Raw genomic sequence first — 20,010 nt, forward strand, 5'->3', positions numbered from 1 at the left:
TGTAGTTGTAATGAACCCCGGTTTTATCAAGATGGCCCTGATCCTCGGGCTGCTCAGCTGTGTTGGCCCCTTTGCCATCGATATGTATCTGCCCGCGCTGCCGCAGATTGCGGCAAGCCTGGATGCCCCGGTGGAGCTGACCCAGTACACGCTGATGTCTTTTTTCATCGCCTTTGGTGTCAGTCAGCTTTTTTATGGTCCGGCGGCAGATATGTTCGGGCGCAAGCCCCCGCTCTATTTCGGTCTGGGATTATTTGCTGCGGCTTCAATCGGGTGCGCCCTGGCCACTTCCATCGAATGGCTGATCGCACTGCGATTCCTGCAGGGCGTTGGTGCTGCAGCGGGCATGTCCATCCCCCGTGCCGTCATCCGCGACTGCTATACCGGCACCCGGGCCACGCGTCTCATGACCACGGTGATGCTGGTGATTTCCATTTCCCCGATGCTGGCGCCGCTGGTGGGGAGCCTGGTGATCGCGCCGTTCGGCTGGCCGGCAGTGTTTATCTCGGTTGGCCTGGCGGCGCTGCTCGGGCTGGCCCTGGCGTTCTGGAGTCTTCCTGAAACACTACCGGAAAAGCACCGGGTGCCCTTCCGGTTTTCGGCGATGGTGCGCGCCTTTTACACCCTGTTTCGCGATCGCGGCTATATGGGCCTGACCGCGATTGGCGGGCTGGGCATGGCAAGCTTTTTTATCTTCCTCTCCACCTCGTCCTTTATCTATACCGGCCATTACGGGCTGACGCCGACCCAGTTCAGTCTGGCGTTCTCCCTCAATGCGGTCGGCTTCTTTATCGCCAGCCAGTTTGCCGCCACCCTGGGCGAGCGTTTCGGTCAGGTGATTGTGGTGCGGTGGGCAGTGGCCGGCTTTGCCGTCAGTGCTACTGCCATGTTCGTATTGTTTTCCCTTGGTGCGGACAGCTTCCCCTTGTTGATCTCCATGCTGATGCTGAGCAATGCGTTTCTTGGCTTAGTGGTTCCCACTACGATGGTGCTGTCACTGGAGGCCCACGGCCCTATCGCCGGTACCGCGGCGGCTCTTGGTGGTGCACTGCAGATGCTGCTCGGGGCCGTGGGAATTGTAATCGTCAGCCTGTTCTTCGAGGGGCAACCTGTCTCGCTGGTAGCGGGAATTGCGGTCTGCGCACTGCTGGCGCAGGGCCTGTCTATGATGACGTTGCGCTTTGAATCTCCCTTGGCGAGCGAAGGCTGAACCTGTCAGGCGGGCTCGAAAGGAATGGTCTGCTGCCCTCTGCAACGAACGATAAGGCGATGAGCCAATAGTCCGGAAGGTGTCATGACAACATTGCGGCGTGCCTGGCGCACTCAAAAGGCCGGCTCTATCAGTGATCTCAAACTGGTTGAAGAACCATTAGGTGCACTGGACCCAGAAAAAATCCGTATTGAGGTCAGATCTGTCGGCCTCAACTTTGCCGATATCTTTGCGCTAACCGGCCTCTATTCCGCCACGCCAAAAGGCAGTTTTGTTCCCGGTCTTGAGTTTTCCGGAGTGATCGTCGAGCTGGGTGCGTCGGTGGATACCGACCTGGCAGTGGGTGACTCTGTCTATGGCTGCACCCGCTTCGGTGGCTATGCGGATTGCGTGGATGTACCGCCGCAGCACTGCCGGAAAATGCCATCGGGCTGGCGGTTTGCCGAAGGGGCTGCATTCCCCGTGCAGAGCCTCACCGCTTATTACGCATTGAACGATCTAGGCGCTGTGAAGCCCGGTCAAAATGTTCTGGTCCACAGTGCCGCTGGTGGAGTTGGCCTTCAAGCCATGCGCATGTTGCGCCAGATGGGCGCAATCCCGATCGGCACTGTCGGTTCTGCTGGCAAGCGTCAATTTTTGCAGGAGCAGGGCTTCGACGAGGTTATCGTGCGCGGACCGGACTTTGCCTTGCAGTTAAAAACCACTCTCGCTGGCCGCCCCCTGCAAGCGGTGCTCGATGGCATTGGTGGCAAGGTACAGAAGCAGTCATTCGATGCGTTGGCGCCCACAGGCAGGTTGGTGGTGTTTGGGGCTGCCGAGTTTACCCCGGGCGACAAACCCAACTTGCTCAAGGCCGCCTGGCTCTATCTGAACCGGCCCCGATACGACGTGATGGATATGATCAGCAGTAACCGCTCGGTGCTGGCTTTCAATCTGATCTGGTTGTGGCAGGAGCAGGCTTTATTCGATGCGTTGTTGGATGGGTGTGCCGGACTCGGTCTCCCCGCGCCGCATGTGGGGCATGAGTTTGGGTTTGAGCAGGCGCATGAGGCGATTGAGTGTTTGCGCAGTGGTGGATCGGTGGGGAAGGTGGTTTTGAATGTTGGGGGAAGGTGACTCTAGCTTTGCAGCCTAGTGGATGCTCGTTGTTGATGCGCAGGGGCGCAATCGTTCGCACCATAGGAGCGGATCTCGCTGGCCTTCGTTCAATGAAGAATAATTGGAAGCCACCCATTAGCTGGCCCCTGTCAAATGGTAGCTTCCAATTATTAAGCGATTGCCGATCTATCAATCATCGCGGATATCAATAGCGCTCGTATCAAGCGATAAGAATGAAATATGTTTAGAGGAAACCTCCTAAATCGCGATGCCTGATGCGTTTTTCCCCCACTAGTGCACGATGCGCGCGGGTAATTGTTCGAGGATTTCTTCTACGGTGAGGTCGCAACCGCCGGGTTGCTGGCACTCAAACAAAAGCGTTTTGGTTTCCGTGTCAGTCGTAACAGACTCGGTAAACTTCATTTTGGCGAGCTGATGGCCCTGTTCTGACGCCTCAAGGAACAAGGCTTTGGCGCGCGCGGTGTCTGCTGCGACGCCGAGACCCTGCTCGTACATCCGGCCAAGCTGGAATAGGCCCTCGGCAGAATTTTGTTTGGCCGATTGCTCAAACCAGTGCAGTGCCTTGCCATAGTCGTGAACGGGTGAGCTGGTTTTCAGATGCAGAGATCCCAGCGTGTTCATGGACTCAACCCATCCACCTTCCGCCGCAGTCGTATATAACTCAATGGCCCGTGTGAGGTCTTTATCCACCCCTAACCCGCGTTCGTACAGTTGCCCCAGATTGTTTGCGGCTTGGCGATCTCCCCGTTCTGATGCGAGGCGGTATAGTTCAGCAGCGCGCACGTAATCTCTTGGCACACCGCGTCCGTTCGCATTGGCATAGCCGAGGTTGTTGATGCAGCCCAGGTGTCCGGCTTCGGCGCAGAGTGAGAACCAGCCGTAGGCGATGAAGCGATCGACCTCCACCGCCTTGCCCTTGTCATTGAAATGGCCAAGTGCAAACTGGGCCTCCGCGTGCCAGCGCAGTCCCGCTGCCTGATAGTCGAAAAACGCTTTTATGGCGCTTTTCGGCTGACTGTATCGCCCCCATTCAGCAATCGTGCCTCGCTCGTAGAGTGCGGCGGGGTAGCCCGCGGTCGCGGCCTTGTCCAGCTCTGCCAGCCCGGCCTCTATCTCTTCTTCCCCTTCGAGCAGGTAGCGCGCATAGACGAACTGCGCGGGCGCGTAACCCGCACGCGCGGCTTTCTTGATGCGCCGGATAAACTGCTCCTGATTTTCTTTATTGTTACTGTCTTTCCGGATAGCTTCGAGGGCAGCCATGGCGTGGAGGTACAGGGCTTTAGGGTGCTTCGAGGTTACTGCGCTCTGGAGATATGTTTTTGCCAGATCTGGGCGTGGCTCGGCAAAGCGGTTGGATGACAGGAGGATGGCCAGCTTGTATTCCGGCTCGCCGGGGGGGAGAGACGCGGCGGCGCTATCGAGCAACTGCTGCGCCAGGCCGGGATCTGCCTCTATGCCCAGCCCCAAGAGACTGATGTAGGCGAGAGTGACCTTGGCATCCTCGATACCGAGCTCCGAGGCCGTCACAAAAAGCTGTGCGCATTCGCTGCGGGTGAATTTGCTTGAGTGACTCTCTAGACAGATGTTGCCGAGGTCGATGTTGGCGCTGACGGAACCCATGGCGATGGCATCGAGGTATGCGATTTCGGCCTCGCCATAATTACCGCTAGCCTGGTGGACAATACCTTCAGCGTGGCGCGCGGCAAAGTCGGTTTCCGCCAGAGGCTGAATGATTGAGGTGAAATAGGCATCGCTCAGTCCGGCGAAAGGATACTGGCCGTTCAGAACCCGGTGAAGAAAGCGGCTGTTGTCGAAGTAAATCCGGGAAAACTGCCCGGAGTCACGGGCCCGAACGTTGTATACGCGATAGAGTCCGTTGCGAGAGGCCTGGAACTCGAACTTGCTGTCAATGATCTCGTAACCCGAAAGATTCAACAGCTCTTCAGCGTCTGCCCAGCTGGCAATTTCGTAAGCGTTGTAGAAGGCCTCACCGGAACTCTGGGAGAGAATGCCCGATACCACGAAGTTGAAAAGGTTTTGGTGGTGGGCAGCTTCCTGGCTACGCCCGGCAGATTCGAGGCACTCTACGGCAGCGACTCGTGGCATGAGCGCGACCAAGTTGTCGCCAGTCAAACGATCCCAATCCAGGTCTGTGCAAGCGATCTGACCCGACTCAACTTCCGACATCGTCTGTGCATAACGCTGTTGCGCGGCCACGGTCTCGAGTACCTGTGCAGAGTCCAAGTAGGCGTTCCAGAACTGTGCGAAAGTCACGCTGTCGGGGGCCGCGGCCACCTGTTCCGCCAGCGCACGAACTTTATTGTCATTAGGCGGCTGTGGCGCAGACGTTGCACAGGCTATAGCCAGTGAGGATAGGAACGGAAGAACGGCTCTTTTCATCGGCTGAGGTATCGGCATGGGCTTACTTACGGATGAGTGACTTGATCAGATTTTTCATTTCGCGGCTGCTACGCTGTTCACCGGAATCGCTGCCCTTGGCCCAGAAACGGTACTGCAGGGCCTCGTCCAGCTTATCGAGTTGTGCGAGATACTCGGGCAGATCGCGATGGTTGACGAACTCTGCCTTGGACTCAAACTCAAAGGCCACCGCCAGTGCGGAGTCCTCCAAAGATGCTTCCCGCGATAATCGGAACCAGGGGTTCTCAATGACGGTCGCTTTGGCAGGGTCCTGCCATAGCACTTCGCCCTGGATCTCTGCAAATATTTGGTGAGTCAGTCGCAATGGGTGGGGTAGCGCCAGGGGAGAATGGCGAATTCGCTCTTCAGGTTTGAACAGGTAGGAGGCGATACTGGAACCGTAGAGGGTAAAAATTCTTCTCGCCGAGATCAGCGGTGCGACCCGGTCAATCTGATATGCCTCCGTGACCACCATGCGATTTTGTTCCAGGTCGTCGGTGAAAGTTACATCGCCAGTCGATTGAACGCCGGGGTAGTATTGGGCAAGGAAGTTGGCATGGTTGCTGTTGACTTGCCGCTGATCCAGGCTGCGAAAATACTGCCGTGCCTGCTCGGCCTTGAGGCGGTTGAAAGTGGACTGGATGGTGAGGTTGGCTGTATTAGCGCCAGCGTCGATGGCAAAGCGTTCCTCAGTGGCTGCTGTCAGCGTGCTGCGATCGTCACTGGGGGTGGCTATGGTAACAAGGGTGCGACTGCCAGGACGCACCACCAGCGCCCGTTCATAATCAAAATGCCCCTTGTTACGGATGTCCGCCCCCTGAGCCGAGGCAGTGCCGTCAACCCAGTACTCGTGCCCATCAATCCGTATCAAGTTGATCACATGGTCGAAAGCGTTGGGCGAAGGCAGATCGTCATCAATTGCCTCGCGACGGGAAGCCGAGACCAGGGCCGGGTAGGATTCCACGCCCAGGTGGTCGAGCATGGCGGTCATCAGCAGGGCCTTGTCCTTACAGTCGCCATAGCGTTTGTTGAGAGTCTCCTGCGGGGTTCGTGGCAGGTGGGAATTGATTCCTAGCTCGATACCAAAGTACCGAATATCTTCCTGCACAAGGCGGACAGCGCGATTGACGGCACCCAGGACGCCCAGATCGGCTCGCCACTGGTCAAGCGAAGCTTTCATCGCGTCGGGTAAGGCGCGATCGATGTCGTACAGGCCCAGTGCCCAGTCACTTACTTCGCGCCAGTTGCTATAGCCGGTGTATTGGAAATAGTTCTGTGGCTCATGCCAATGGGGAAATTGGCTTTCCGCCGGGATCGCGGGTACGCGGTGGAGGTCGATCAAGTACTCGAAGCCGTGTTCGGTGTTTGCAGTTGCCACCGGTACCTCTGCGTTATTGAACCGATAGCGAATGGGCTTGTCGCTGATTACCCGCACGTGTCGTTGCCCGACTGCAGCTCCCCAATTCAGGGGCAGTGAACCGAAGTCGCTACGCTCGAAAATTGGATTGCTGCCGTCAACGGTATAGGCGTAAGTGATGATGTCACCGGGGCGGATATCCTCAAGGATATAGAGGGCGCGCCAACGTTCACTGTAGAGCTTGCTGTCAAGCTCTTCTTCGGTTTGGAATAGTTTGAAGGCTTCGACCTGCAGCCGGTTTGTCTTGACACCGTCCCGATAGATGCTGATCTCGTGCACGACAAGCTGCTCGTACGAGGGGTAAAACTCGAAGTTAAGCTCCGAGACTTCCTGAACGCCCTGCTGGTTGAGGGGCTCCATCACTAACTGTTGGTAGTACTGTTTCTGTGTGCCCCGGTGGAATACCTGGGAATTGGAAAGCTGGTAGCGCACTGCACCGCTGTGCACTTCATCGATGGGCGCTGCCGGTGGTGGTACCACCCAGGCGGGTGCGGGTCCAACGGTGACTTCTGGTGCCTTGGCCACTGCAATTGCGGGCAGAAGTAACGTTAAGGCCAAGAGCCGAGCCAGAGTCAGCATGGAGGTGAGAGCAATGTGGGACAAGGACAACCTCGTTTCTTTTTATTTTGTTATGGTTTGCGGCGTTTTGGTTGATTGAATGGATTCTTTTAATATACCCCAAGAGCTGGCTGGTGAATATGCGGCCATTTTCGCATGACGTTCAGCTTCATTCTTCCCGGTGTGTATCCTGCGACTCAAAACTCAAGATTGAACTAGTGGCCCACTCGCTTTCACTTTGTATTGCTTCCGTGATTAGTGCGTAACGAGTGAGCGAGCCGCGAATCAATTGGCTAATGTGTATTTATTTTGATCATGCTGCCGTTGCCTGCCTGTAGTAATTGGTTCTTGGCTCGCGGCAGGGTAGACTTTTCTGGCGCCACCACGAGAAAAAATCCCGTTTTGGCGGGCTTTTTTTCGGGTTTTACCTGGTAACAGCGGCCGAACTAATCGGACTGGCTGTGCCCATCTCTGTAGTGAGAGGTGTTGGTTAATGGCTTCGCCGGAAGTTTGAAGTCAAATTTAAATTGCTCGTTATATCAAGGTTCCTGGCTCCTTAACCAGGCCGGACTGATCAAGCCGACTGGGCCGGTTTGTCCCTGCAGTTGCCTGCAGCATCCCAGCCGTTTGCGGAGTTGTTCGAATCGAGTATTTGTTTTTGTAGGCACTCCGATATCAAATGGGGAGGCCTGCATGAGGTGGGCTGTTTCGAGCGTCGTATCCTGCCTGATTAACCCAAAAACTTTGGTTTTTCTGCCTGCGGGCCTCGCAGCTGCTCGCTGTTGTTTGCGCCATAGACGCAAATGGTCGGCAGCTTTGGTGGCTAAAGGAAAGGGAGTCGGAGAAGCAGGAGGTTCTGTGTTCTTCTATCGGCCGGACTAACCAAAAAAGCTTTGGCTTTTTTGGCCCTGCGGGCTTCGCAACCTGTGGTTGCTCGTTGTTGATTGCGCCTCTTCAGGAGAAGAGTCGCAATCGGTCGAACCGTGGTGCCGGTTCTCGCAGGCTGTCGTCCCTTAATTAAAAGGATCTGGATGGGGGAGGTTCCTGGGACTCTCTACCGGCCGGACTAACCAAAAAAGCTTTGGCTTTTTTGGCCCTGCGGGCTTCGCAACCTGCCGGTTGCTCGTTGTTGATTGCGCCGTGGGCGCAATCGGTCGAACCGGGGTGCCGATCTCACCGGCCTCTGGTACCAAACGAAAAAGGCCCGCAGTTGCGGGCCTTTCTGTTTGGTACCAGAGGCCGGACTCGAACCGGCACGGGTTTTACCCCGGGGGATTTTGAATCCCCTGTGTCTACCAATTTCACCACTCTGGCAGCGGCTCGAGGCGTGGTTTTGGGTGCCTCGGATAGGGGGGTGATTATAGCCATGGACCGGAGCCGGTCAACCGGATTTGGCGGTGGGCGGGGATTCCGTTAATCTTCGCGGCCTTCCCAACTGCCTAAACTGAAGCCATGCGTCGCCAGGATTTTCATTTCGACTTGCCCGATGAGCTGATAGCCCGCGCGCCCGCGAGTGAGCGCCGCGGCAGCCGCCTGTTGTGCCTGGATGGCCCCACCGGGGCTGTCGACCACCGGAAGTTCGCGGAATTGCCGGAGCTGGTGCAGTCCGGCGACCTGCTGGTGTTCAACGACACCCGGGTGATTCCGGCGCGGCTGTTCGGTCGCAAAGAGAGCGGCGGCAAGCTGGAGATTCTGGTGGAGCGGGTTCTGGACGAGGGCAGGGTGCTGGCCCATATCCGCTCCAGCAAGTCGCCGAAGCCCGGTACGCGCATTTTGCTGGAAGACGACAGCGAGCTGGAGATGGTGGCGCGCCACGATGCGCTGTTCGAGCTGGCTTTCCCTTCAGAGGGTGTCCTGCCAGTGCTGGAGCGCCTCGGCCATATGCCGCTGCCACCCTATATTGATCGCCCCGATGACGAGGCGGACCGCGAGCGTTACCAGACCGTGTACAGTCGCGAGGCCGGCGCGGTTGCTGCGCCGACTGCCGGCCTGCATTTCGACGATGAAATGCTCGATACCCTGCGCAATATGGGCGTGGAGACTGCTTTCGTGACGCTGCATGTGGGCGCGGGAACCTTCCAGCCAGTGCGGGTGGATGATATCCATGAGCACCAGATGCACAGTGAGGTGCTGAACGTACCGGAGTCTGTCTGTAAGGCGGTGGCGGACTGCCGCGCCCGCGGTGGCAAGGTGATTGCCGTGGGCACCACCAGTGTGCGGGCGCTGGAGAGCGCCGCAGCCAGTGGTGAACTGAAACCGACTGTTGGTGAGACAGATATCTTTATTTATCCGGGCTATCAGTTCCGGGTCGTGGATCGGCTGATCACCAATTTCCACCTGCCCGAGTCGACCCTGATGATGCTGGTAAGTGCCTTTGCCGGCTACGAGCAGACCATGAATGCCTACCGCGAGGCGGTGCGTGAGCGCTACCGCTTCTTCAGCTACGGCGATGCGATGCTGATCAGCCGCAATCCCAATGTCAGCGCCTGGTAATCGAGCGCCGATCCCCAACAGACCGAGGAGAGACCCTTGAGCCGCGAATGTTTCATGCAGTTTGAACTGGACACCAGCGACGGCAAGGCACGCCGCGGGCGGCTGCGTTTCCCCCGTGGGGTGGTGGAGACCCCGGCCTTTATGCCGGTGGGTACCTACGGCACCGTCAAAGGTATGTTGCCGCGGGATGTGGAGGCCATCGGTGCCCACATCATCCTCGGCAATACCTTCCACCTGATGCTACGCCCCGGCACCGAAGTGATCGAAGAGCATGGTGACCTTCACGATTTCATGCAGTGGCAGGGGCCCATCCTGACGGACTCCGGCGGTTTTCAGGTGTTCAGCCTGGGCAAGATGCGCAAGATCACCGAGGAAGGGGTCTCCTTCAAGTCGCCGGTGGACGGCAGCCCTGTATTTATGGATCCGGAAGAGTCGATGCGCGTTCAGCGTTCACTGGGCTCTGATATCGTGATGATCTTCGACGAGTGCACGCCTTATCCCGCTACTCCGGAGGAGGCCCGCAAGTCCATGGAGCTGTCCCTGCGCTGGGCCGACCGCTCGAAGAAGGCTCATGGCGACAGTCCGTCGGCGCTGTTCGGTATCGTGCAGGGGGGGATGTACCCGGAGCTGCGGGATGTCTCCCTGCGGGGGCTGACCGAGATCGGCTTTGACGGCTATGCCATCGGCGGCCTGTCGGTGGGGGAGCCCAAGGACGAGATGATCAAGGTGCTGGACCACCTGGCCCACAAGATGCCGGCGGACAAGCCCCGCTACCTGATGGGGGTGGGCAAGCCGGAGGATATCGTCGAGGCCGTGCGCCGCGGCGTGGACATGTTCGACTGCGTGATGCCGACCCGCAACGCCCGCAACGGCCACCTGTTCACCTTCGAGGGTGTGGTAAAGATCCGCAATGCCAAGCACCGCCACGATACGCGACCGCTGGAGGAGGACTGCGACTGCTACACGTGCGAACACTTCTCCCGCAGCTACCTGCATCACCTGGACCGCTGTGGCGAGATTCTCGGCTCGCAGCTCAATACCATCCACAACCTGCGCCACTACCAGCGCCTGATGCAGAACCTGCGGGATGCGATTGCTGCCGGTGAGCTGGAGACCTATGTAGCCGCCTTCTACGAGCGACTGGGCCGCGAGGTGCCGCCGCTGGACTGATGGAGCGGTGGTTTCCATTTGGCGACTCGGTCCCGGTCGGGCTGCGGGCTGTGGTGCCCCTGTCCCGGACCGTCCATTTGTACCCTCAGGCGATCCCCGTATAATCGGCCCCCACTTGGGGACGGCCGCGCCTTGCATTCTGCCTGAGGCGCCCGCATATCCTCCGACATTGCCAAGATTTACCGGCTCACAGGGCCGCATTACAACAATGAGAGCAGCATGAATCGCTACCCCTTCTGGAAATATCTCCTGATTCTCGCGGTGGTGGGCCTGGGCTTCCTCTACGCCGCCCCCAACCTCTACAAACCCGATCCGGCCGTACAGATCTCCGGTCAGTCCAGCGCCATGGTGGTGGGCGAGAATGTCCTCAACAAGGCACAGGAGGCCCTGGATGAGGCAGGCATCGAGTATTTCGGTGGTGAAGTGGGGGAAAAAGCCATTCTGCTGCGCCTCAGCTCCATCGAAGAGCAGCTGCCGGCCAAGCGCGCCATTCAGCAGGCCCTCGGCCACAGTGACTATGTTGTAGCCCTGAACCTGGCGTCCACCACGCCGGAATGGTTGGCCAATCTCGGCGCCAGCCCGATGAAGCTCGGCCTCGATCTGGCCGGTGGTGTGCACTTCCTGATGGAGGTGGATACCAACACCATCGTGCGCACCAACATGGACGGCTACCTCCAGGATGTGAAGGCCAAGCTGCGCGCAGCCAAGGCCCGCTACCGCAGTGTCGACCTGGTGGATGACCGCGAGATCGTGGCCCGCTTCCGAGATGAGGAACTGCGCAACCTGGGCATGTCCACCATGCGCAAGGAGTTTCCGCAGCTCCAGCTGACGGAATCAGGCAGTGGCAATAATCTGGAGATTCGCGCCACCCTCGCCGAGCAGGAAATCAAGCAGCTCGAGGATTACGCGGTTACCCAGAACCTCACCACCCTGCGCAACCGGGTGAACGAACTGGGCGTGGCTGAGCCCATCGTCCAGCGTCAGGGCCGCAACCGTATCGTGGTAGAGCTGCCGGGTGTACAGGACACCGCCGAAGCGAAACGCATCATCGGTAAGACTGCCAACCTGGAATACCGGATGGAGGCCAAGCCCGATGCGCTGGTTACCAACAAGGAATTCTTCGAGTACCGCAACGAGCAGCAGCGCCAGGCCTATGGTGGCGCCTGGCTCGAGCGCAAGGTGATCATCAAGGGCGATCGGGTGACCGATGCCCGTGTCGGTTACGACGAGAGCGGCTTCCCGCAGGTGAATATCACCCTGGATGCCCGCGGCGGCGAGCTGATGCACCGCGCGACCTGGAAGAACGTGGGTCGCCGCATGGGCACCCTGTTCATCGAGAGCCGCTTTGTTCCGGAAACCACCACCGATGACGAAGGTAACGAGGTGGTGGTGCAGCGCCGTACCGACGACAAGAAGATCATCAGTCTGGCAACGGTACAGAGCGCCCTGGGCCGCCAGTTCCGTATCACCGGCCTGGACAGCCCGGCCGAGGCTCAGGAACTGGCCCTGCTGCTCCGCGCCGGTGCCCTGGCTGCGCCAATGTATTTCGTGGAAGAGCGTGTAATCGGCCCATCTCTGGGCGCCGACAACATCAAGGTGGGTGTGACCTCCGTGCAGATCGGTCTGCTGGCGGTACTGGTCTGTATGCTGCTGTTCTACCGCGTATTTGGTCTGGCGGCGAATATTGCCCTGGCGGTGAACCTGATTCTGCTGGTGGCGGTAATGTCGATCCTCGGCGCCACCCTGACCCTGCCGGGTATCGCCGGTATCGTACTGACCGTCGGTATGGCGGTGGACGCCAACGTGCTGATCTTCTCGCGAATAAGGGAAGAGCTGCGTAACGGCATGCCACCTCAGTCGGCGATCAATGCCGGTTTCGACAATGCCTACAGCACCATTGTGGATGCGAATATCACCACGCTGATCGTGGCGGTGATCCTCTATGCCATCGGTTCCGGCCCGGTACAGGGATTCGCGGTCACCCTGTCCATCGGTATCCTGACCTCCATGTTCAGCGCCATCATGGGCACCCGGGCACTGATTAACCTGTTCTACGGCGGTCGCCGTGTGCAAAAACTCTGGATTTAAGGGCGTTGGCAATGAGTGAGACCAAAGTAGAAAACGGCAAGATCACCGAGTACATGGGCAAGCGCGTGTATGACTTCATGCGCTGGCGCAAGCCCGCGGCGGCAATCTCAATTATCCTGCTGCTCGCTTCTATCGCTGCGCTGACGATGAACGGCCTGAAGTTCGGCCTCGACTTCACCGGCGGCACCCAGATCGAAGTGGGTTACGAGCAGGCGCCGCGGATTGAGGACGTGCGCCAGCAGCTGGTAGACGCCGGCTACGAAGGTGCCTCCGTGGTGCGTTTCGGTTCTGACAGTGAGATCCTGATCAAGCTGCCGCCGGCGGTGGCAGAAGCACAGACGCAGATCAGTGCCCGAGACGAGAAAGCGACTCAGTCGATTGGCGACAAGCTGGTGGCAGAGCTGGATCAGGCTTCGCCGGGTGACGTGACCCTGCGCCGGGTGGAGATGGTCGGCCCACAGATCGGCGAAGAACTCCGTGACGATGGTGGCCTGGGCATGCTGTTTGCACTGGTGGTGGTGATGGCCTACGTGGCCCTGCGCTTCCAGTACAAGTTTTCCTTCGGCGCGGTGGCAGCACTGGCACACGATGTGATCATCGTGCTGGGCTTCTTCGCCCTGTTGAAGCTGGACTTCGACCTGACCGTACTGGCTGCGGTGCTGGCGGTAATCGGTTACTCCCTGAACGACACCATCGTGGTCGCCGACCGCATTCGCGAGAACTTCCGCAAGGTACGCAAGGCTGACCCTGAAGAGATCATCAATATCTCCATCAGTCAGACCCTCGGCCGTACTTTCATGACCTCATTCACCACCTTGCTGGTGCTGTGGGCTTTGCAGTTCTTCGGTGGTGAGCTGATCCACAACTTCTCGCTGGCACTGATCGTCGGTGTCGTGGTGGGTACTTACTCGTCGGTGTACGTGGCTGCCAACGTACTGATGGCAATGAATATCACCAAGGAAGACCTGATGCCGCCAGTGAAAGAGGGGGCAGAGTTGGAGGAGATGCCTTAAGGCATCTTCTTCGGAGAGAGGGGAGGTGGAGCGCGGTCCGGAACGACTGAATCCGGCTCGCGCAACTGACCTGAATCAGCTCCGGGGCTTTTTGCCCAGAGTGATGTGCTTCGGTCCGGAGGTGTTGGTCTGGCCGCTGACGCCTTTCGGAACCTGCTGGATTTCACCGCCGGAGGATAGGAAAGCCTGCACTTGTTCTTCGATACTTTCGCGGGTTTCTAAGGCGGTAGGTTGCTTGCGTTTGGATGCGCTGGAAGCTTTTTTGGCCACAATAATTATCCGGTTTTCTGCGTGAACTGGACATTCTACACCAAGTTGGATAAAAAATCACCTGCTTGCGTGCTGGCTACTCAGCCACACTGACTGCCCTCGATACTTACCCCCAATTACGTGCAGTTACGGTTAAGCGGAAATGGCCGTTAGAGCCGGCTCACATGCTGGACTGGATTGGTGCTGTTCCGGTCAAGGGCATCAATCGGCGATGCCCAAATGATTTCCCGCCCCTATCTCACCAAAAACTACCTCACCAAACACTACTGAAGATCCCATCCTGTCGCCCGGTCGAGTTGTCAGGAACGAGCTTCAAGTAGCCCGCTTCGACAGGCGCCACAGCCAGATGGAAAGGACCAGCAGAAGGATAAAGGCGAGGGCACTGGGCCACACCGGCACGGGAACACCCGACATTAATACTTCCGGTTGGGCCACCAGGCGCCACAGTTGTCCCAGCGCCATCAGGCCGAAGAGGATACTGGAGAGTTTCAGTCCGCCGCTTGGGGTGTTCATGGTTACCTCCTGTTGCAGACAGAATTCCCGGTTGCTAAAGGACTCTAGTGTGAGAGGGGCGTGGTTACCCACTCTCTTGCAACCAGGTTGCGCGACCCGACCTTTGCGGCAGGGCCACGCCCGAGCGGAAACCTTATGGGCAGGAGCCCAGCTGCCAGGTCACTCCGTCGTTGCTGTAGAGAGTGCTCAACCCCCAGGTTGATCCGGGCATCGGATCGTCACTGCCGTTGGCGAAATAGTCCGGAGAGAAGTAGTTGCCGGTGCTGTACGCGCGGCCTGCGGTCTTGTGATAGTAGTTGTAGGTGCTCTGTTCCTCACACCCGCTGGGCTGGCCGCTGTCGCCGCCACCTGTTCCATCGTCACTACCGTCACCGCTTCCGTCACCGCCGCTGCCCGAGCAGGCCTGGTTGGGGCCATAGCAGCTGCCGTCGTCGTCTTCCCAGCGGCACTGGCCCGTGCCCGTCGTCACCTCATCCAGGCGGAAAGGCTCTGTGCCGTATTCCAGGTAGCAGTTGGAATAGCCCACGGCATAGTCCAGGCGGCTGGCGGCGATATGGGTGTCCAGATCGGCGGTGACGCCTGCGTCGACAGTGAAGCTGACTGTGGCAGTGCTGCTGAGACCGGCGAGGTCGCGGGCCGTAACCGTGGCGGAGCCGGGCCCGCCGGGAAGGTTGCACTGCTCTGCTTCGAATGCCGTACCCATGACTGCAGCAGTGATGGTGCCGTTGCTGAATGCCACCGTTACCGCATCCAGGTTCTGGTTTTCATCCACCACGGTGCCGCTCACGGTCACACACTGGCCGCTGGTTGCAGCGCTGATACCGCTCAAAACCGGCGCGGTCTCCGGAGGTTCGGGGCCGACACGGGTCGTGCGGGCGAATGCCTGGCTCACCGCGCCCTGGTCATCCGTTGCAGTGACGATGACCTCGTACAGGTCATCTGCCAGGGCCGGGCTGGTCAGATTAAAAAAACCGCTCGAGTCGACGCCTCCCGAGGTCGAGGTCGTACCGGAATCGCCAGTGAAGGTGGCCTCTACTGAGGAGACGCTGCCCTCGGCATCCTCGGCGTTGCCGCTGACGAGGATGCGGTCACCACTCGCACTGATCTGCACGTTGCTGACCACTGGCGGCTGGTTGCGGTCGACCCTCTGATTGTTGTCGCGGAAGAAGCGGCCCAGGTAGCGCGCGTAGTTGATGCCATTGCCATTGATATAGCCGCCACTGGCGCCTTCGCCACCGGACCAGGCGTGGTCAACATTGTTGAACCACAGCATGGAGACGCGGCCGTCATCCCAGAGTGTTTCATCGGCGCTGCGGCTGCCCTCACTGACGGTGTTGGTGCCAGGTAGCTGGCTGACGCCATAGACGCCCGCCATGCCGTTGGCATTCTGCTCGTTGTAGCAGAGGTTGACCGTCGTATCGTCGTAGCCGTGTGCGATAGAGGCAATCTGGGTTTCGAACTGGCTCTTGTAACTCCCCGCGTAGGTATTACAGCGGCTGGTGACGTCTGCCTGTTCGCAGGGGCCCAGAGCACCGTTGGAGCTGGTGCCGATGCTGGGTCCGGCACTGATGCCCATGCCGGCGAAAACGTCAGGCGCCAGGCAGGCGGTGGTGTTGGCGAAAGCCGCCCCGGAAGAGAGTCCGGCGATATAAACCTGGTCCGGGTCGATATCACGACTGGCATCGCCGGAAAGGGTGTTGGCCAGGTTGATCAGGTTTTTGTAGTCACCGGCAGTGCGGGAGCGGATCCCCTCCCAGTACGACCAGCAGCTGAAGCCAGCTTTGTTCATGGCGTCTGGTACTGCCACCACCATGCCAAATTCTTCCGCCGCGTCTTCGAGGTTAGCGGTCAGGTAGTTGTTGATCGGTTGTGCACAGCCGTGCAACACGATCATCAGGGCCTTGCCGTCACCGATGTCAGAGCGGGTATCGGGGGTATAAATATTGACGTTGCTGAAGCCGCCGACGGCGACATTCTCCTGCCAGCTTCCGGCCTGGACGCCGGCGGCGCAAGTGAGTGCTACGGCAGTGGCAACACCGCGGAGCAGGCCGCGGCGGGGTTTCGGGATCATCATCGCATTCACCGTTATTGTTATCGGAATTGTGTTCGGTCTGTTGCCGAATGACTGCACCGATCAGCCTAGGAGGGGCCGGGGTGGGCGGGAATGCGACTTTGGTTGTACCCGACGGGTAAAGTTGGAGAAACCTGCGCCAGCTTGTGAAGTGCTTCACGCAGGTTTTGAGGAAGAAGCGTTAATCGTCAGTTTCGGTGCCGGTCTCAGCGGTAGTCGGCTGAGCCAGATTTGGCAGTGGCCAGCCGCCCAGCGCCTGCCAGCGGTTGACGATCAGGCAGAAGAGCTCGGCGGTTTTTTCTGCATCGTACTCGGCGGCGTGGGCGCTGCTGTTGTCGAATTCAATGCCTGCCACCTGACAGGCCTTCGCCAGCACGGTCTGGCCGTAGGCGAGCCCGGCGAGAGTGGCAGTGTCGAAACAGGAAAACGGATGAAAGGGGTTGCGCTTGATACCGCAACGCTCCACCGCCGCATTGACGAAACCGAGATCAAAGTGGGCGTTGTGAGCCACCAGCACGGCGCGGGTGCAGCTGTGCTTTTTCACTGCGGTGCGGATCTTGCGGAACAGTTCCGGCAGGGCGATTTCCTCGGGCCAGGCTTCGCGGTCCGGGGACTCCAGGTCAATACCGATGAAGTCGAGTGCAGATTGCTCGACATTGGCGCCCTCAAAAGGCTCGATGTGAAAGCTGTGGGTCTCAGACGGGAAGATCACCCCGTCTTCATCCATATCGAGAATGACGGCCGAGATCTCCAGCAGGGCATCCGTGCGCGCATTGAAGCCACCGCTCTCAAGGTCCACCACTACAGGCAGGAATCCTCGAAATCGCTGGGCCAGAAGGCTCTTGGGTCCGGTGGGTTCTTCGGCGGGGGTCACTTGGGGTCCTTGGTCGTCTGGATCTGCAGGAGTGTTTGGTGGCGCCCCGGTCAGTGCGGGCTCTCCCGTGACACGCCGTGAATACATCCCTGTAGGCTTTTCGGCGAGGTCCCTCTCGCCGAAAGTCACGCGAGTGCCCACACTGGCCGGGGCTTCGCATTTCGGTACGTCAATCTTAACGGATCATACCAGTCGCCAGTTCAGGGTTTCACCCGCGGCCAGCGGAATCAGTCGGTCTTCGCCCATGGCGAGGCTTTCCGGCAGGCGCCAGGGGTCGCGCGCCAGGGTAATGGTGTCCTCGTTGCGGGGCAGGCCGTAAAAGTCGGGGCCGAATTCGCTGGCGAACGCTTCCAGGCGATCCAGCTTGCCCGCCTGATCGAAGACTTCGGCGTACAGTTCGATGGCGCTGTAGGCGGTGTAACAGCCGGCACAGCCGCAGGCGTTCTCCTTCTTGTTCTGAGCATGGGGCGCAGAGTCTGTGCCGAGGAAGAACTTCGGGTTGCCGCTGGTGGCCGCCTCGATCAGGGCGGACTGGTGGTAGCCGCGCTTTAGGATCGGCAGGCAGTAGTAGTGCGGGCGGATGCCGCCGACCAGCATATGGTTGCGGTTGTACAGCAGGTGGTGCGCGGTAATGGTGGCGCCGACACCGTCGCGGGCCTTCTGCACGAACTCCGCAGCATGGGCGGTGGTAATGTGCTCGAGCACAATCTTCAGGGTTGGGAAGTCATCCACCACCCGGGACAGGATCTTCTCAATGAACACCTGTTCGCGGTCAAAGATGTCGATATCCGCAGTTGTCACCTCTCCGTGGAGCAACAGCTTCATGCCACACGCCTGCATGGCCTCCAGTGCGGGATAGATATTGGCGATATCAGTCACGCCGGAGTCGGAGTTGGTGGTCGCGCCGGCGGGATACAGCTTGGCGGCCACGACGCCGGCCTTGTGGGCCAGGCGCACGGTCTCTGCGTCGGTGCGATCGGTCAGGTAGATCACCATCAGCGGCTCGAACGGGTTGCCCTCAGGAATTTGCTCGCGAATGCGCAATTGATAGAAGAGGGCATCTTCGGCATCCACCACCGGCGGCACCAGGTTGGGCATCACGATGGCGCGGCGGAACTGCCGGGCCGCGTCGCCAACGGTGCGCTCCAGTGCGGCGCCGTCGCGCAGGTGGATGTGCCAGTCGTCAGGGGCGCGAAGGGTGATTTGCTCCATGGTCGAATCCGCAAATATCAGAGTGGGGGGGTGATTGGGGCGCAGATGCTAACCGAACACCGCGCAAATTGCGACGCGATACTTGTATGAAAAGTAGTCGCATCTGGCAGGAGACCAAGAGGCGCTAGTCGTTCGCCATCTGAAGCGCTACAATCGCGCCCCGAAAAAGGCAGCGCAACTGTCATAACTGGGCACATCTCCAACAATAATCTCCCCAGCAAAACCTTTCTATCACGGTTACCGGTGGTTGTCCGCCGGGGCTTTGCGATGGCGGTACATCCCGGCAGAGGATAACTATGAGCGATATCAAGAAGGTGGTACTGGCGTATTCCGGGGGGCTCGATACCTCCGTCATCGTGCGCTGGCTGCAGGATACCTACGGCTGCGAGGTGGTGACGTTCACCGCCGACATCGGCCAGGGGGAAGAAGTCGAGCCGGCTCGGGCCAAGGCCGAGGCGCTCGGGGTCAAGGAAATCTACATTGACGACCTTCGCGAGGAGTTCGTGCGCGACTTCGTCTTCCCGATGTTCCGTGCCAACACTATCTATGAGGGCGAGTACCTGCTGGGTACCTCCATCGCACGCCCGTTGATCGCCAAACGCCTGATCGAGATCGCCAACGAGACCGGCGCTGACGCCATTTCCCACGGTGCCACCGGCAAGGGCAACGACCAGGTTCGTTTCGAACTGGGCGCTTATGCGCTGATGCCGGGTATCCAGGTGATCGCACCCTGGCGCGAGTGGGACCTGAATTCCCGCGAGAAGCTGATGAAGTACTGCGAGGAGCACAGCATCCCCGTCGACTTCTCCTCCAGCAAGAAAAAATCCCCGTATTCCATGGATGCCAACCTGCTGCATATCTCCTATGAAGGCGGCATCCTGGAGGAGCCCTGGGCAGAAGCAGAAGAAGATATGTGGCGCTGGAGCGTCAGCCCGGAAGCCGCCCCCGATCAGCCGACCTACATCACCCTGCAGTTTGAAAAGGGCGACCCGGTGGCGATCGACGGTGAGCGTATGTCGCCGGCGACCCTGTTGGAGAAACTCAACAAGCTGGGCGGTGCCAATGGCATCGGCCGCCTGGATATCGTGGAAAACCGCTATGTGGGTATGAAGTCCCGCGGCTGCTACGAGACCCCCGGTGGCACCATCCTGCTGAAAGCCCACCGCGCTATCGAGTCCATTACTCTGGACCGTGAAGTGGCTCACCTGAAAGACGAGCTGATGCCCCGTTACGCGCAGCTGATTTATAACGGCTACTGGTGGTCCCCGGAGCGTCGCATGCTGCAGGCGGCAATCGACGATTCACAGTCAGTGGTCAACGGCGAGGTGCGCCTGAAGCTGTACAAGGGCAGCGTGACGGCCGTAGGCCGTCGCTCCGCCGATAGCCTGTTCGACGAGCGCATTGCGACGTTCGAGGATGATGCCGGCGCCTACGATCAAAAAGACGCCGAAGGGTTCATCAAACTGAACGCTCTGCGCCTGCGGATTGCTGCGGGCAAGGGCAGGGAATTGACCTAGATCAGTTTTGGCGGGCGAATGATGCGTTTAAATCATCGCCTGCCGTTCGGCCGCGTCTACTTTGAAG

General features: G+C 59.2%; 14 protein-coding genes and 1 tRNA gene. 7 read left to right on the forward strand and 8 right to left on the reverse strand.

The features are described from left to right. Positions 1-10: 10 nt before the first annotated feature. The gene (locus AUP74_RS09380; RefSeq protein WP_069947351.1) at positions 11-1,210 is read left to right on the forward strand and encodes a multidrug effflux MFS transporter; all 1,200 of its coding nucleotides are present in this window, start codon (positions 11-13) and stop codon (positions 1,208-1,210) included. Between the two features lie 84 nt (positions 1,211-1,294). Beyond that, the gene (locus tag AUP74_RS09385; protein ID WP_069947352.1) at positions 1,295-2,326 is read left to right on the forward strand and encodes a zinc-binding dehydrogenase; all 1,032 of its coding nucleotides are present in this window, start codon (positions 1,295-1,297) and stop codon (positions 2,324-2,326) included. Between the two features lie 273 nt (positions 2,327-2,599). On the opposite strand, the gene AUP74_RS09390 is transcribed toward AUP74_RS09385, so the two are convergent. From AUP74_RS09390 to AUP74_RS09400, 3 genes are all read right to left on the reverse strand, one after another. Further along, entirely contained in the window at positions 2,600-4,729 is a 2,130-nt protein-coding gene (locus tag AUP74_RS09390; RefSeq protein ID WP_158514559.1) for a tetratricopeptide repeat protein, read from the reverse strand. A gap of 22 nt (positions 4,730-4,751) precedes the next feature. Then, positions 4,752-6,689 (reverse strand): DUF3857 domain-containing transglutaminase family protein, encoded by a 1,938-nt coding sequence (locus AUP74_RS09395; protein ID WP_069947354.1) that lies wholly within the window; start codon positions 6,687-6,689, stop codon positions 4,752-4,754. A gap of 1,260 nt (positions 6,690-7,949) precedes the next feature. After that, positions 7,950-8,036: transfer RNA gene (locus tag AUP74_RS09400), tRNA-Leu, on the reverse strand. A 138-nt stretch (positions 8,037-8,174) separates the two neighbouring features. Here AUP74_RS09400 and queA point away from each other — a divergent pair. The 4 genes from queA (at position 8,175) to secF (ending at position 13,486) form a co-directional block, all read left to right on the forward strand. Then, positions 8,175-9,215, forward strand: a complete 1,041-nt coding sequence (gene queA / locus AUP74_RS09405; protein ID WP_069947355.1) for a tRNA preQ1(34) S-adenosylmethionine ribosyltransferase-isomerase QueA — start codon at positions 8,175-8,177, stop codon at positions 9,213-9,215. Between the two features lie 54 nt (positions 9,216-9,269). Beyond that, positions 9,270-10,385: a tRNA guanosine(34) transglycosylase Tgt gene (tgt, locus tag AUP74_RS09410; protein WP_069947356.1), complete on the forward strand. Its 1,116-nt coding sequence runs from the start codon at positions 9,270-9,272 to the stop codon at positions 10,383-10,385. Between the two features lie 219 nt (positions 10,386-10,604). Continuing rightward, positions 10,605-12,473, forward strand: coding sequence for a protein translocase subunit SecD (secD, locus tag AUP74_RS09415; protein WP_069947357.1), 1,869 nt, complete (start codon positions 10,605-10,607; stop codon positions 12,471-12,473). A gap of 11 nt (positions 12,474-12,484) precedes the next feature. After that, a complete protein-coding gene (gene secF / locus AUP74_RS09420) occupies positions 12,485-13,486 on the forward strand; it encodes a protein translocase subunit SecF (RefSeq protein ID WP_069947358.1) in 1,002 nt (333 codons plus the stop codon). A 75-nt stretch (positions 13,487-13,561) separates the two neighbouring features. Here the strand turns inward: secF and AUP74_RS09425 are convergent, their stop codons facing one another. From AUP74_RS09425 to pyrC, 5 genes are all read right to left on the reverse strand, one after another. Continuing rightward, entirely contained in the window at positions 13,562-13,756 is a 195-nt protein-coding gene (locus AUP74_RS09425; RefSeq protein WP_069947359.1) for a hypothetical protein, read from the reverse strand. Between the two features lie 312 nt (positions 13,757-14,068). Further along, a complete protein-coding gene (locus AUP74_RS09430) occupies positions 14,069-14,269 on the reverse strand; it encodes a hypothetical protein (RefSeq protein WP_069947360.1) in 201 nt (66 codons plus the stop codon). Between the two features lie 133 nt (positions 14,270-14,402). After that, positions 14,403-16,343, reverse strand: coding sequence for an extracellular catalytic domain type 1 short-chain-length polyhydroxyalkanoate depolymerase (locus AUP74_RS09435; RefSeq protein WP_069947361.1), 1,941 nt, complete (start codon positions 16,341-16,343; stop codon positions 14,403-14,405). A gap of 178 nt (positions 16,344-16,521) precedes the next feature. Further along, positions 16,522-17,214 carry a ribonuclease T gene (gene rnt / locus AUP74_RS09440; protein WP_069947362.1) on the reverse strand — a complete coding sequence of 231 codons (693 nt, stop codon included), beginning with the start codon at positions 17,212-17,214 and terminating at the stop codon, positions 16,522-16,524. 183 nt (positions 17,215-17,397) lie between these two features. Beyond that, positions 17,398-18,426, reverse strand: a complete 1,029-nt coding sequence (gene pyrC, locus AUP74_RS09445) for a dihydroorotase (protein WP_069947363.1) — start codon at positions 18,424-18,426, stop codon at positions 17,398-17,400. A gap of 296 nt (positions 18,427-18,722) precedes the next feature. Between pyrC and AUP74_RS09450 the strand changes: the two genes are divergently transcribed. Then, on the forward strand, positions 18,723-19,943 hold the full coding sequence (locus AUP74_RS09450; RefSeq protein ID WP_069947364.1) for an argininosuccinate synthase: 1,221 nt from the start codon (positions 18,723-18,725) through the stop codon (positions 19,941-19,943). Positions 19,944-20,010 lie beyond the last annotated feature (67 nt).

Source organism: Microbulbifer aggregans, from assembly GCF_001750105.1.
Classification (GTDB): Bacteria; Pseudomonadota; Gammaproteobacteria; order Pseudomonadales; family Cellvibrionaceae; genus Microbulbifer; species Microbulbifer aggregans.